12 protein-coding genes are annotated in these 12,755 nt (G+C 72.6%); 11 read left to right on the top strand and 1 reads right to left on the bottom strand.

Annotation, left to right across the window (positions count from 1 at the left end; all coding sequences use genetic code 11):
• Positions 1-15 precede the first annotated feature (15 nt).
• From ACZ5CW_RS33380 to ACZ5CW_RS33360, 5 genes are all read left to right on the top strand, one after another.
• On the top strand, positions 16-861 hold the full coding sequence (locus ACZ5CW_RS33380) for a type II secretion system F family protein (protein ID WP_468608111.1): 846 nt from the start codon (positions 16-18) through the stop codon (positions 859-861).
• A gap of 102 nt (positions 862-963) precedes the next feature.
• Positions 964-1,743 carry a type II secretion system F family protein gene (locus ACZ5CW_RS33375; RefSeq protein ID WP_468608052.1) on the top strand — a complete coding sequence of 260 codons (780 nt, stop codon included), beginning with the start codon at positions 964-966 and terminating at the stop codon, positions 1,741-1,743.
• A gap of 75 nt (positions 1,744-1,818) precedes the next feature.
• The gene (locus tag ACZ5CW_RS33370; RefSeq protein ID WP_468608050.1) at positions 1,819-2,028 is read left to right on the top strand and encodes a DUF4244 domain-containing protein; all 210 of its coding nucleotides are present in this window, start codon (positions 1,819-1,821) and stop codon (positions 2,026-2,028) included.
• Between the two features lie 22 nt (positions 2,029-2,050).
• A complete protein-coding gene (locus tag ACZ5CW_RS33365; protein ID WP_468608048.1) occupies positions 2,051-2,392 on the top strand; it encodes a TadE family type IV pilus minor pilin in 342 nt (113 codons plus the stop codon).
• A 209-nt stretch (positions 2,393-2,601) separates the two neighbouring features.
• On the top strand, positions 2,602-2,964 hold the full coding sequence (locus tag ACZ5CW_RS33360) for an Rv3654c family TadE-like protein (protein ID WP_468608109.1): 363 nt from the start codon (positions 2,602-2,604) through the stop codon (positions 2,962-2,964).
• A 270-nt stretch (positions 2,965-3,234) separates the two neighbouring features.
• On the opposite strand, the gene ACZ5CW_RS33355 is transcribed toward ACZ5CW_RS33360, so the two are convergent.
• On the bottom strand, positions 3,235-5,805 hold the full coding sequence (locus tag ACZ5CW_RS33355) for a DEAD/DEAH box helicase (protein ID WP_468608046.1): 2,571 nt from the start codon (positions 5,803-5,805) through the stop codon (positions 3,235-3,237).
• Between the two features lie 81 nt (positions 5,806-5,886).
• Between ACZ5CW_RS33355 and bldG the strand changes: the two genes are divergently transcribed.
• The 6 genes from bldG (at position 5,887) to ACZ5CW_RS33325 (ending at position 12,531) form a co-directional block, all read left to right on the top strand.
• Entirely contained in the window at positions 5,887-6,228 is a 342-nt protein-coding gene (gene bldG, locus ACZ5CW_RS33350) for an anti-sigma factor antagonist BldG (protein ID WP_010986038.1), read from the top strand.
• A gap of 166 nt (positions 6,229-6,394) precedes the next feature.
• Complete coding sequence (locus ACZ5CW_RS33345; protein ID WP_468608044.1) at positions 6,395-6,826, top strand: ATP-binding protein; 432 nt, start codon at positions 6,395-6,397, stop codon at positions 6,824-6,826.
• Between the two features lie 335 nt (positions 6,827-7,161).
• Positions 7,162-9,567, top strand: coding sequence for a sodium-translocating pyrophosphatase (locus ACZ5CW_RS33340; protein ID WP_468608042.1), 2,406 nt, complete (start codon positions 7,162-7,164; stop codon positions 9,565-9,567).
• A gap of 205 nt (positions 9,568-9,772) precedes the next feature.
• A complete protein-coding gene (locus ACZ5CW_RS33335) occupies positions 9,773-10,396 on the top strand; it encodes a small secreted protein (RefSeq protein ID WP_468608040.1) in 624 nt (207 codons plus the stop codon).
• 52 nt (positions 10,397-10,448) lie between these two features.
• The gene (locus ACZ5CW_RS33330) at positions 10,449-11,981 is read left to right on the top strand and encodes a DUF7059 domain-containing protein (RefSeq protein WP_468608038.1); all 1,533 of its coding nucleotides are present in this window, start codon (positions 10,449-10,451) and stop codon (positions 11,979-11,981) included.
• Positions 11,982-12,333: 352 nt separating this feature from the next.
• Complete coding sequence (locus ACZ5CW_RS33325) at positions 12,334-12,531, top strand: hypothetical protein (RefSeq protein WP_468608036.1); 198 nt, start codon at positions 12,334-12,336, stop codon at positions 12,529-12,531.
• Positions 12,532-12,755 lie beyond the last annotated feature (224 nt).

Genomic DNA, 12,755 nt, shown 5'->3' with positions numbered 1-12,755 from the left:
ACCGGTGAGACGTCCATGGGGGCGGCGCTGATCTGCCTGGGCGCGATGGTCTGGCTGCTGGGCGGACGGCACTACGGGATGCGGCGAGCACGGCTGCTGCTCGCTGGCGGCGGACTGGTGGCCGCCGGCCCACCCTGCCGGGAGCGGGTCCTCGGTGAACTGCGGCGGCTGCGGGACCGGTTGAGGGCCGAGTGGTGGCTGCTCGTGGCCGGGCTGCTGCTCGCACTGCTGGGCACCTCGGTCGTTCCGGTCGTCGCGGGCGCGGCCGGGGTGCCGGTACTGCGCCGGATGCGGCGAGCCCGGCGGGCCCGGCGCACCCGGGAACGGCGGGCGGAGACCGTGATCGCCCTGTGCGGGGTCCTCGCCGGGGAGGTGCGTGCGGGACGGCAGCCCGGTGAGGCGCTGCTGCGCGCCGCGCGGGACTCCGGCGGACTCGGTGACGGGCAGGCGGCCGCGGTCGCGGCCGCGCGGTTCGGCGGGGACGTGCCCGGCGCGCTCGCCGCGGCGGCCCGGCAGCCGGGTGCCGAGGGCCTGCTGGGGCTGGCCGCGTGCTGGCGGGTGGCCGTGGACCAGGGCGCGGGGCTCGCGGCCGGCCTGGACCGGCTGGACGCGGCCCTGCGCGCCGATCGGGACCAACGCGCCGACCTCCGTGCCCAGTTGTCGGGGGCCCGGGCCACCGCGGTGCTGCTCGCCGCGCTGCCCGCCCTCGGCCTGCTCCTCGGCGCGGCCATGGGCGCCGACCCACTGCATGTCCTCCTGCACACCGGAGCCGGCCTCGGCTGCCTGGCCGCCGGAGCGGTGTTCGAGGCGGTCGGGCTGTGGTGGGCGGTGCGGATCGTACGGGGGGCGGAGGCGGTGTGAGGGGCGTGGCTGTGTCGGCGTGGTGGTGACTGCGGTGTCGGCGGGGTCGTGCGGAAGAGGTGGTCGCCCGAAGGGGCGGGTCGTGCGGAAGGGGTGGGTGGTGTGAGCGGGGAATTCGTCCACAGGCTGGGGATGGCCGGGATCGTGGTGCTGACCCTCTGGTGGGGCGTGCGACGCGTGGAGACGGCGCGGCGGCGGCGCCGGTCGCGGCGCCGGGTGGCCGAGCTGCTGGGGGTGGAACTTCCCGTGGCCAGAACACCGATCGAGGTGCCGGGAGTGGTGCGGCGATGGCTGCCGGCAGGCGGGGCGGCCTGCGGTGCCTGGGCGCTGGTCGGCGGAGTCGGCGGGGCCCTGCTGGGACTCGGCGTCGGAGTGGTGTTGTGGCGGTGGCGGGAGCGCCAGGCGGCGGTGGCCCCGGTGGAGGCGGCCGACCCCGCTCGTGCCGAGCGTCAACTCCCGCTCGCCGCCGACCTGCTGGCGGCCTGTATCGCGGCCGGCGCCGGCCCGGTGATCGCCGCGCAGGCGGTGGGGGAGGCCCTCGGCGGACCCGTCGGGGAAGCACTGGCGCGGGGCGCGGCGGAGGTGCGGCTCGGCGGCGAACCGGCGGACGCCTGGCGGAGATTGGCGGCGTTGCCCGGTGCCGGAACCCTGGCGCGGCTCCTGGAGCGGGCCGACGAGTCCGGGCTGCCCGCGGCCGGACCGGCCGCCCGCCTCGCCTCGGACGCCCGCGCGGAGTGGGCTCGCACCGCGACGGCCCGTGCGCGCCGGGCGGCGGTACTGATCTCCGCGCCGGTCGGCCTGTGCTTCCTGCCCGCGTTCGTCGCGATCGGCGTGCTGCCGGTCGTGATCGGACTGGCGGGCGGGGTGGTGGGAGGGAGGTGAGCGGTACGAGAGCGGCCGAGCGCGGTGCGTGAACCACGAAGAGGAACAACAGGAACGAACCTCACGGGGGTTGAGATGAACAGGAAGATCAAGGCAGCGGTGGCGCGGCTGCGGGGGATGTGCCGCGGGCGCCGGCAGGACGCCGGAATGGTGACGTCCGAGTACGCGATGGGAATCATCGCGGCCGTCGGCTTCGCGTTGCTGCTCTACGAGGTCGTCACCAGCGGCCAGGTCAGGGCGGAACTGCAGGCCATCGTGAAGAAGGCCCTCAGTGCGCGGATGTGAGCGGGGGGCGGACCGCGGGTTCGTGACCGCGGAGGCGGCCGTGGTGCTCTGCGTGCTGGTGGCGTTCACCATGGCGCTGGTCTGGGGGCTGCTCGTGGTGGCGGCACAGATCCAGTGCGTGGACGCCGCCCGCGCGGGCGCCCGGGCCGCCGCCCGCCAGGACCCTGCCGACGCGGTGGTGACGGTGACCCGGGATGCGGCGCCGCGCGGGGCGCGGGTGACGGTGGGGCGTGCGGGCGATCAGGTCCGGGTGACGGTGGTGGCCAGACCGCCCGTGCTCAGCGGGCTTCCGTTCGAGGTACGCGAGGAGGCCGTGGCGCTGGCCGAGGAGACGGTGGGGGCGGCGAAGGAGGAGGTCCCGTGAAGCGGGATGAGGCGCACGGTCGGCAGTACTCCGCCCGAGAGCGCCCTGACCCCGGGCAGTCCGTCCGGGAGCACCCGCGCCGAGGGCACCCCGTCCGGGGGCTCTCCCGCCGAGGGCACTCCGGTCGGAGGTGCGCCGTTCGGGGGTGCTCCGACCGGGGGAATTCCGACCGCGGGCATTCCGACCGAGGATCGGCCACCGTCTGGAGTCTGGGGGCGATCGCGTTGCTGTGCGCGGTCTTCGGCGCCGTGCTCGTACTGGGGCAGGCCGTCGTCGTCCGGCACCGGGCGGCCGGCGGTGCGGATCTGGCGGCCCTTGCGGCGGCGGACCACTGGGCCGAGGGTGGTGCGGCGGCCTGCGCGTGGGCCGAGCGGTTGGCGGCGGCTCAGGGGGTCCGGCTGGTGCGGTGCGCCATCGCGGGTGAGACCTCGGACGTGACGGCGGCCTCGGGACGCGGGCCGTTCACGGCGGAAGTGAGGGCGAGAGCGGGGCCGGCGGGCCCTGAGGCGCCGGTCGGCCAAGGCGGGAGCCGGACCCCGACGCCGGGCGGTACCTGGCTGCCCGGTCGCTGACCGCCGAGGCCCCGCGCGGCCCCGCGGGTGCTTCCAGGGCCCGGCTTCTCGCCGGCGGGCTTCCAGGCGCTCCGTCGGCACCTCGCCCGAGCCGGTCTACGCCTCCGCCGGCCGCTGCCTACGCCGCCCCCCTCAGCCCGGGCTCTCCGTGGGTTCCCGCCTGGTCGGCCGCCGGGCTCTCCGTAGGCCCCCGCCTGGTCGGGCGGCAGGCGCTCCGGCGGTCGCCCGCCTAGCCGGCCCCGGCCCTCAGCCCCTCCGTCGCACGCCCGCCTAGCCGGTGCCGAGGTTCTCCGTCGGTCCCGCCTGTCCGGCCTCCAGCCCCTCCGTCAGCTTCGCCTCCGTCTCCACCTGCCTCCCCCTCTCCCTCTCCGCTTCCTCCGCCCCCGTCTTCTCCTCCGGCGCCCCTCGCAGCAGCACGGTGAGGAGGCGTACCGCGCCCCTCTTGTGCAGCGGGTCGTTGCCGTTGCCGCACTTGGGGGACTGGATGCAGGACGGGCAGCCCGCCTCGCACTCGCAGGAGGCGATGGCCTCCCGGGTGGCGGCGAGCCAGGCGCGGGCGGTGTGGAAAGCCCGCTCGGCGAAGCCCGCGCCTCCGGGGTGGCCGTCGTACACGAAGACCGTCGGCAGGAGGGTGTCGGGGTGGAGGGGGACCGAGACCCCGCCGATGTCCCAGCGGTCGCAGGTCGCGAAGAGGGGCAGCATGCCGATCGAGGCGTGCTCGGCGGCGTGCAGGGAGCCGCCGAGGATCTCCGGGATGATCCGGGCCTCGTCCAGCTGGTCGTCGGTGACCGTCCACCACACCGCGCGGGTGCGCAGCGTTCGAGGAGGGAGGTCGAGTTTCGTCTCGCCCAGCACTTCGCCCGTGATCAGGCGTCTGCGGAGGTAGGAGACCACCTGGTTGGTGACCTCGACGGAGCCGTAGCACAGGCGGCCGGCGCCCCACGGGATCTCGGTGTCCGTCTCCAGGATGGAGATCGCGGTGGTGTCGCGGGCGACCGTCGAGTACGGCGGGTCGGCCTGTTCGACCAGGGCGACCGAGTCCTCCAGGTCCAGGGAGCGCACCAGGTAGGTGCGGCCCTGGTGCAGGTGGACGGCGCCCTCGTGGACCGTGGAGTGCGCGGCGCCCGCGTCGACCGTGCCGAGCAGCCGTCCGGTGCCGGCCTCGACGACCTGCACCGGACGGCCGCCCGCCCCGCGGATGTCGGTGAGGTCGGCGGCCCGTTCCCGGCGGGTCCAGTGCCAGGCCTTCGTCCGCCGGCGCAGCAGTTTCGCGGCCTCCAGCTGCGGCAGCACGTCCGCGCAGGCGGGACCGAAGAGGTCCAGGTCCTCCTCGGTCAGCGGGAGTTCCGCGGCGGCGGCGCACAGGTGCGGGGCGAGGACGTAGGGATTGTCGGGGTCGAGGACCGTCGATTCCACCGGTTGGTCGAACAGGGCCTCGGGATGGTGGACCAGGAAGGTGTCCAGCGGGTCGTCCCGGGCGACGAGGACCGCCAGGGCGCCCTGCCCGGAGCGGCCCGCGCGGCCCGCCTGCTGCCACAGGGACGCGCGTGTGCCCGGGTAGCCGGCGATCACCACGGCGTCCAGGCCGGAGACGTCCACGCCCAGCTCCAGGGCGGTTGTGGCGGCGAGACCGAGGAGTTCGCCGGAGTGCAGGGCGCGTTCCAGGGCGCGGCGCTCCTCGGGGAGGTAGCCGCCGCGGTAGGCCGCGACACGCCGGACCAGCGTGCGGTCGACCTCGGCCAACTTCTCCTGGGCGATCACCGAGATCAGCTCGGCGCCGCGCCGGGACCGTACGAACGCCACCGAGCGCACGCCCTGCACGGTGAGGTCGGTCAGCAGGTCGGCGGTCTCGGCGGTGGCGGTACGCCGTACGGGTGCGCCCTTCTCGCCGTGCAGCTCGGTGAGCGGGGGCTCCCAGAGGGCGAAGACCAGTTCGCCGCGCGGGGAGGCGTCGTCGGCGACCTCGACCACCGGCAGGCCGGTCAGCCGACGGGCGGCGACGGCGGGCTCGGCGGCGGTCGCCGAGGCCAGCAGGAAGACGGGTGAGGAGCCGTAGCGCGCGCACAGACGGCGTAGCCGGCGCAGCACCTGGGCGACGTGCGAGCCGAACACGCCCCGGTAGGTGTGGCACTCGTCGATGACGACGTACTTGAGGGATTTCAGGAAGGAGGACCAGCGGGGGTGGGACGGGAGTATCCCGCGGTGCAGCATGTCGGGGTTGGTGAGGACGTAGTTGGCGTACTGGCGGATCCACTCGCGTTCCTCGACCGGAGTGTCCCCGTCGTACACGGCTGGGCGTACGGCGATGCCCAAAGGTTGTGAAAGTTCCTTCACCGACCGGCACTGGTCCGCCGCGAGGGCCTTGGTGGGGGCCAGGTACAGGGCGGTGGCGCCGCGTCCGTTCGGCGCCTCGGCGCCATCCAGAAGGGTGGACAGCACGGGCGCGAGATAGGCGAGGGACTTGCCGGAGGCGGTGCCGGTGGCGACGACCACCGATGCGCCGTCCAGGGCGTGCTCGGCGGCCAGTGCCTGGTGGGCCCACGGATGCTCGATGCCGCATGCCTGCACGGCCGCGATCACCTCCGAGCGAATCCGATCAGGCCAGACGGCATGCCGACCCGCGCGCGGGGGCAAGTGCTCCGTATGAGTGATGCGCGCAGACCGGCTCGGCCCCGAGGCGAGCCGGTCCAGGACGGTCCCCGGAGACGGGCGGGACGCCGGGCCGGCCGGGGATCGGTCGGATCGGTGATTCTTGGCCATCGGCACCGAGTGTGTCACTGGAGTGACGGACAATGGAGCCAAGGCGTCGTGCACGCCTGCCGGTAAGTGATTGAATGCCATCGCGGCTGGCGATGCGTCCCGGGGGCCGCAAGCCAAGGTGCCCGAGGGGCGACCGCTCGATAGCAAGGTGCTGGAGGATCCGTGGACCTGTCCCTGTCGACCCGTACCGTCGGCGATCGTACGGTCGTCGAGGTCGGTGGCGAAATCGATGTATACACCGCGCCCAAGCTGCGCGAGCAGCTGGTCGAGCTGGTGAACGACGGCAATTTCCACCTCGTCGTCGACATGGAGGGCGTGGACTTCCTCGACTCCACCGGACTCGGCGTGCTGGTCGGCGGCCTGAAGCGGGTGCGCGCCCATGAGGGCTCGCTGCGCCTGGTCTGCAACCAGGAGCGCATTCTCAAGATCTTCCGCATCACCGGCCTCACCAAGGTGTTCCCGATTCACACCTCGGTCGAGGAAGCGGTGGCGGCCACCGACTGACCGCGGACCGGTCGCCGGCGTCGGGCTCCTGCGGAGTCCGGTCGTCGGCCGGTCCCGTCCTGGGCCGATGAAGACGAAGCGGCCCGGGGCACACAAGCACACCAGGGGGTGCGGGCTCTCGGTGGCCCCGCCCCCGACCGCACGCCCGTAGTCGCGAGGGGGATGCATGGCCACCGTCGAACTCCGCTTCAGCGCGCTGCCCGAGCACGTCCGGACCGCCCGGCTGGTGGCGGCAGCGGTGGCACGCAGGGCCGGGGTGGACGAGGCCGTCCTCGACGAGGTCAGGCTCGCCGTGGGCGAGGCCTGCTCCCGTGCCGTCGGTCTGCATCAGAGCAGCGGCATCACGGCGCCTGTGAAGGTGGCGCTGATCGAGGAGGAGAAACAGTTCTCCATCGAGGTCGGCGATGAGGCCCCGCACGCCGTCCCGGGCGGCGACACGCCCGCCGGGCAGGACGGCGAGGCGGAGGTCGAGGAGGACGAGATGGGCCTCGCGGTCATCAGCGGCCTCGTCGACGACGTGGAGGTCACCACCGGTCAGGACGGCGGTCTGATCCGCATGACCTGGCCGGCCACACCGCCGGCCGCGGCGGTCCTCTGAGTCCCTCCCGGTCGAGTCTCCCTCGCCCGAAGCCGCTCCCGGCCGTCACGCAACCTCACCAGGGCCCTGCTGAGCAGGGCCCTTGTCGTTTTTCCGGTAAGCCCATGGAATTCGTGAAGGAATTCACGATCAATAGCCTGATAATTTGATCAAGCGGCAATGCGGCCGTCAATGCCTTTGAGGCATTACCCCTTTCGGGTTCCGTGGCGTGACCTCGATCGTTTGCTGAAGAGCACAAGAAGGCCAATTCCGTTTACCGTCCCCTGTTTAGATCACTCGCGGGTACCTAGAATCCGTCCACATCTTGAGCTCAGCCCAAGCGTCAAGGAGGACGAATGGCGGGGCTTTCTACCCCTCATCAGTCGGGTCACCCCACAGCCCTCGCGGCCGCGGTACTGACCGACGACAACCGGATCATGGTGGCTGTCATCGCGGCCGTCGCCGTGGCCGCGCTGGTGGTCGCGGGAATCCTGGTGCGCCAGGTGCTGGCGGCGGGCGAGGGCACCGACAGCATGAAACGGATCGCCGAGGCGGTCCAGGAAGGTGCCAAGGCGTATCTCGCCCGGCAGTTGCGCACGCTCGGCGTATTCGCCGTCGTCGTCTTCTTCCTGCTCATGCTGCTGCCCGCGGACGACTGGAATCAGCGTGCCGGGCGCTCGGTGTTCTTCCTGATCGGAGCCGTGTTCTCGGCGGCCACCGGCTATATCGGCATGTGGCTCGCCGTGCGCAGCAATGTGCGCGTCGCCGCCGCGGCCCGGGAGGCCACTCCGGCCCCGGGCGAACCCGAAAAGGATCTCACCACCGTCTCGCACACCGCGATGAAGATCGCATTTCGCACGGGCGGCGTCGTCGGCATGTTCACGGTGGGGCTCGGCCTGCTGGGCGCCTCCTGTGTCGTGCTGGTGTACGCGGCCGACGCGCCGAAGGTGCTGGAGGGCTTCGGCCTCGGCGCCGCCCTGATCGCGATGTTCATGCGTGTGGGCGGCGGCATCTTCACCAAGGCCGCCGACGTCGGCGCCGACCTGGTCGGCAAGGTCGAAAAGGGCATCCCGGAGGACGACCCGCGCAATGCCGCGACCATCGCCGACAACGTGGGCGACAACGTCGGCGACTGCGCGGGTATGGCGGCCGACCTGTTCGAGTCGTACGCCGTCACCCTCGTGGCCGCGCTGATCCTCGGCAAGGCCGCCTTCGGCGACTCCGGACTGGCCTTCCCGCTGCTGGTGCCGGCCATCGGTGTGATCACGGCGATGATCGGCATCTTCGCGGTCGCCCCGCGGCGCGCGGACCGCAGCGGCATGACGGCGATCAACCGCGGCTTCTTCGTCTCCGCGGTGATCTCCCTCGTGCTGGTCGCGATCGCGGTCTTCGTCTATCTGCCGGCGAAGTACTCCGACCTCGACGGCGTCACCGACGCGGCGATCAGGGGCAAGGACGGCGACCCGCGGATCCTCGCGCTGGTCGCGGTGGCCATCGGCATCCTGCTCGCCGCGGTCATCCAGCAGCTGACCGGCTACTTCACCGAGACCACCCGCCGCCCGGTCCGGGACATCGGCAAGACCTCCCTCACGGGCCCGGCCACCGTCGTCCTCTCCGGCATCTCGCTGGGCCTGGAGTCGGCCGTCTACACCGCGCTGCTCATCGGGCTCGGCGTGTACGGCGCGTTCCTGCTCGGCGGTACGTCGATCATGCTGGCGCTGTTCGCGGTGGCCCTGGCCGGCACCGGCCTGCTCACCACGGTCGGTGTGATCGTCGCCATGGACACCTTCGGGCCGGTCTCCGACAACGCGCAGGGCATCGCCGAGATGTCCGGCGACGTCCAGGGCGCGGGCGCGCAGGTCCTCACCAACCTGGACGCGGTCGGCAACACCACCAAGGCCATCACCAAGGGCATCGCGATCGCCACCGCCGTCCTCGCGGCGGCGGCGCTGTTCGGGTCGTATCGCGACGCCATCACCACCGGTGCGCAGGACGTCGGCGAGAAACTCTCCGGACCGGGCGCGCCGATGAGCCTGATGATGGACATCTCGCAGCCCAACAACCTCGTCGGCCTCATCGCGGGCGCCGCGGTCGTCTTCCTCTTCTCCGGACTGGCCATCAACGCCGTGTCCCGGTCGGCCGGTTCGGTGGTCTTCGAGGTGCGGCGGCAGTTCCGGGAGAAGCCCGGGATCATGGACTTCACCGAGAAGCCCGAGTACGGCAAGGTCGTCGACATCTGCACCAAGGACGCCCTGCGCGAGCTGGCCACGCCAGGACTGCTCGCCGTCATGGCGCCGATCTTCATCGGGTTCACGCTCGGCGTGGGCGCGCTCGGCTCCTACCTCGCCGGCGCGATCGGTGCGGGCACGCTGATGGCGGTGTTCCTCGCCAACTCCGGTGGCGCCTGGGACAACGCCAAGAAACTGGTGGAGGACGGCCACCACGGCGGCAAGGGCAGCGAGGCCCACGCGGCCACGGTGATCGGTGACACGGTCGGCGACCCCTTCAAGGACACCGCCGGACCGGCGATCAACCCGCTGCTGAAGGTCATGAACCTGGTGTCGCTGCTCATCGCGCCCGCAGTGATCAAGTTCTCCTACGGCGACGACAAGAACGTCGGCGTACGGGTCGGGATCGCGGTCCTCGCGCTCCTGGTGATCGTCGTGTCCGTGTACATCTCCAAGCGGCGCGGGATCGCCGTCGGTGAGGACGAGGGCGCCGAGCGGGTCGCCAACTCGCCGGACGCGGCGGTGGTTTCGTAGGCCACAGCGAGAGGGCCTGCTCAACGGGCGGGCGGACGGCGCGTGCTGACGCGCTGCCCGCCCGCTTGTCTGTGGGGCCCACCCGCGTCGTGCGCCGTCGTGAGCCTTCTCTCTCATGGTGCGAAGAGTCACAAAAGAAGACTTATGGGCCGTCCGGGAGGTGGAGGGGGACCGTCCGCCGTGTAGATTCCGGGGGCCGAGAGCCATGGAAGGGACCAATCCGGTGAACAAGAAGCTCGCGGCCGCACTGTCCGGCGGTGCGGTACTGGTAGTGGCGCTGTCGGGATGCACCAGCAGCGGCGACAAGGGGCCCGACCCCAAGCTGGTCGCCTGGGCCAAGAAGGTGTGCGACGCGGTACCGGCGCAGGACGCGAAGATCAGGTCGGCCAACGCCTCGATCGCGGCCATCGCCACGAACAGCAATCTCCCGCCGAAGAGCGCCCAGAAGACCTACACGCAGGCCTTCCAGGACCTGGCCGAGGGCTACAAGGCGCTCGCCGACGCTCTCGGTGACGCCGGAGCGCCCCCCGGGGTCGACGGCGGCGCCAAGCGGCAGCAGGACGCCACCAAGAACCTCGCCGAACTCTCCGCGTCGTACGTCGACCTGAAGAAGAAGGTCGACGGGCTCGACACCAAGGACCAGGGCAAGTTCGCCAAGGGCCTCAAGGACATCGCAGCCACCCAGGCGAAGAACGTCAGCGAGCAGAGCACCAGCGGCACGGAAGCGCTGAAGCGGCTGGAGCAGGGCGACGTCAAGGCGGCGATGGCCGAGCAGCCCAGCTGCAAGATCCGCTCGGCGTCCGCGACCGCGTCGACGACAGCCGGCTGACGGTCCGCGCGGAGTCGGCCCTGGGCAGCCGCCCGGGGCCACAATGGGGGGCGTGACTGACTCCGGACCCGCCCCCCTGCCCGCTGCCGACCGGCCCGAGACCGCAGCGCGCCTGCGCGACGCGCTGCTGGCCGCCTCCTTCACCGCCGACGGGCTGCTCGACCTGCTCGGCGCCCCCGCGTACGCGGCGCTGGCCCGCAGCGAGACCGTGCCCGCCCTGCGCGCGACCCGTGGAGACACGCCGCTGGAGACGCTCGTACGGCTGTTCCTGCTCCAGCAACCCGTGCCCCACGCGCGCGTGGCCGCCGTGCTGCCGGTCGAGGAGGCCCTGGAGGCAGGCTGGCTCACACGCGTGGGCGGCGACGAGGTGGCCTCGACCGTGGACGTACGGCCCTACGGCGGTCCGGGCGGCGAGGACTGGTTCATCGTCTCCGACCTCGGCTGCGCGGTCGGCGGCGCGGGCGGCATCGGGCAGCAGGGCCGTCAGGCGGACGCAGCGGTCGTCCTCGGCGTCGGCGGCGCCTCCACGACTCTCGCCGGCATCACCGTCCGCACGCCCGTCGACTCCGCCCTGGACCTCGGCACCGGCTCCGGCATCCAGGCGCTGCACGCCGCCCAGCACGCCACGCGTGTGACGGCGACCGACCTCAACCCGCGCGCGCTGCACATCACCGCGCTCACGCTCGCGCTCTCCGGCGCGCCCGCGGCGGACCTGCGCGAGGGCTCGCTGTTCGAGCCGGTCGCGGACGATGCGACCTTCGACCTCATCGTCTCCAACCCGCCCTTCGTGATCTCCCCGGGTGCCCGGCTGACCTACCGGGACGGTGGCATGGGCGGGGACGATCTGTGCCGCTCGCTCGTTCAGCAGGCGGGGCAACGGCTGAACGAGGGCGGGTTCGCGCAGTTCCTCGCCAACTGGCAGCACGTGGCAGGGGAGGACTGGCAGGACAGACTCAGGTCGTGGGTGCCGCGCGGGTGCGATGCCTGGATCGTGCAGCGCGAGGTGCAGGACGTCACGCAGTACGCCGAGCTGTGGCTGAGGGACGCCGGTGACCACCGCGGGGACCCGGCGGAGTACCAGGCGCGCTACGACGCCTGGCTGGACGAGTTCGAGGCACGCAAGGTCAAGGCGATCGGCTTCGGCTGGATCACCCTGCGCAGGACCGGGTCCGCCGAACCCACCGTCACCGTGGAGGAGTGGCCGCACCCGGTCGAGCAGCCCCTCGGGGAGACGATCCGGGCGCACTTCGAGCGCCTCGACTATCTCCGGGAGCACGACGACGCGGCGCTGCTGGGAAGCCACTTCGAACTCGCCGCCGAAGTGGTCCAGGAGCAGGTCGGGCTGCCCGGCGCCGAGGACCCGGAGCACGTGGTGCTGCGCCAGCACCGCGGGATGCGCCGGGCCACCAAGGTGGACACGGTCGGCGCCGGGTTCGCGGGCGTGTGCGACGGCACGCTGAGCGCGGGCCGGATCCTGGACGCGATCGCCCAGCTCATGGGCGAGGACCCGGTGCTGCTCCGCGATCAGACGCCCGCCCAGATCCGCCTGCTGGTGGAGCAGGGCTTCCTGGAGCCGGTGCGCTGAGCCGGGGTCGGACGCCGGGGTCCGACACCGGGGTACGCCGTTGGGGCACGGTGCCGGGCAGGTGCCGTACCCCCGGGTAGCCGTGCCGTCGTAGGCGCGATCGGACCGTCCGGTGGCCGCGTCCGGATCATCGTCGTATGCCGGTGGCACGGGCCGGACGACGCACGCGGCGGACCGCCGGTGGGAAAAAGGCCGGAAAAATATGGGTGCCGGGCCCTGGCCGGCCCTGCTCGAGCCCCTGCCCGGCAGCGCGTCGACCTTCCGTTCACCCCGATGTCGCCCGCCGGTCTCCCGCGCGTGCCACCCTCCCCGCGCTGGGCAGAGCCGGACGGGACGGAAGGGTGGGCGGGGGATGGAGAGCGCGCCGGCGATCTTCGCGGGAGGGGTGTTCGCCCTGTTCGGGGCCGCTCTGCTGGGGTGGACCGGGGTTCGTCTCCGGCGCCGCGAGCCGGTGGCCGAAAGTGTGAGCCGGGTCGCATCGGCCGCCCTCGCGAGCGTGGCCGGGACGGTCGCGATGGTCCTCGCCGTGTACTGCCTGACGCGCCTCTGACGTCGGTGGGCCCGCGGCCCCGACGATGCCGCGGGAGTAAAGGGAGCGTCACGCTCCGGACATGGGCCACGGGGCCACCGGGTACTCCGGGCGGCAGGAATGGCGGTAGTCGGGTTACCGTTCGAGTGGCCGTTGTGGGCTTTTCCCGTTTGACACGGGGGCGGGATGTACCGTCACACTCCGCAGCGTCACACGAGCCAGAAGCACGCCGCGACCCCGGGACG

The organism is Streptomyces sp. NPDC031379 (assembly GCF_055569615.1).
The sequence above is the reverse complement of the archived record's forward strand: the minus strand, read 5'-3'. Positions and strand labels throughout refer to the sequence as shown.

Bases quoted from the DNA above. Each gene is read 5' to 3' on its own strand.
- ACZ5CW_RS33380 (WP_468608111.1), top strand. From the start codon at position 16: ATGGGGGCGGCGCTGATCTGCCTGGGCGCGATGGTCTGGCTGCTGGGC.
- ACZ5CW_RS33370 (WP_468608050.1), top strand. From the start codon at position 1,819: ATGAACAGGAAGATCAAGGCAGCGGTGGCGCGGCTGCGGGGGATGTGC.
- ACZ5CW_RS33355 (WP_468608046.1), bottom strand. From the start codon at position 5,805: ATGGCATTCAATCACTTACCGGCAGGCGTGCACGACGCCTTGGCTCCA.
- ACZ5CW_RS33345 (WP_468608044.1), top strand. From the start codon at position 6,395: ATGGCCACCGTCGAACTCCGCTTCAGCGCGCTGCCCGAGCACGTCCGG.
- ACZ5CW_RS33340 (WP_468608042.1), top strand. From the start codon at position 7,162: ATGGCGGGGCTTTCTACCCCTCATCAGTCGGGTCACCCCACAGCCCTC.
- ACZ5CW_RS33335 (WP_468608040.1), top strand. From the start codon at position 9,773: ATGGAAGGGACCAATCCGGTGAACAAGAAGCTCGCGGCCGCACTGTCC.
- ACZ5CW_RS33325 (WP_468608036.1), top strand. From the start codon at position 12,334: ATGGAGAGCGCGCCGGCGATCTTCGCGGGAGGGGTGTTCGCCCTGTTC.